We start from the raw sequence: 579 nt of genomic DNA, 5'->3' as shown, positions 1-579 counted from the left end.
GGCCAGTACGGCGTCTCCGACTGGGACCCGCGCCACCTCGCATTCGTCGCCGCCGGCCTCGTCCTCCTCGTCGTCTTCGCCCCGAGGCTCCTGCCGCGCGGGACCTGGCGCAGCGCCCGGGGCCTGCCGACCGCGGTGCTGCTGCGCGGCCTGACCTCCGGCACGTACTTCACCATCGAGGCGCTGGTGCCACTGATGCTGATCACCGAACGGCGGGTCGACGCCGTCGTGGTCGGCGTGGCCTTCACCGCCTCCGCGGTGCTGTGGGCCGGCGCCTCCTGGGTGCAGGGCAAGGCGCTCCAGCACGTGGCCCGGCACCGCCTCGTCACCGTGGGCGCTCTCGTCATGACCGCCTCCGCGGCCCTCGCCGTGGCCGGCTGCTCCGGCGGACTGCCCGCCGTCACGGCAGCCGCCGCGATGCCGCTGTCCGCCATCGGCATGGGACTGCTCGACCCCTGCGTCACCGTGCTCTCCCTGAAGCACAGCGAGCCGCACCGGCAGGGCCACACCACCAGCGCCATGCAGACCAACATGAACCTCGGCCAGGTCGTCGTCCTGGCCCTGGCCTCCGGAGTCCTC

The 579-nt window shown here is 73.7% G+C and carries 1 protein-coding gene; it reads left to right on the top strand.

Annotated features, from left to right (window positions below; all coding sequences use genetic code 11):
- Positions 1–579: MFS transporter (locus C3481_RS16250; protein WP_146053683.1), on the top strand; the 579-nt coding region annotated here is incomplete at both ends.

Source organism: Microbacterium sp. Ru50 (assembly GCF_002920555.1).
Lineage (GTDB): Bacteria > Actinomycetota > Actinomycetes > Actinomycetales > Microbacteriaceae > Microbacterium > Microbacterium arborescens.
This window is presented reverse-complemented; position numbering and strand designations above follow the sequence as displayed.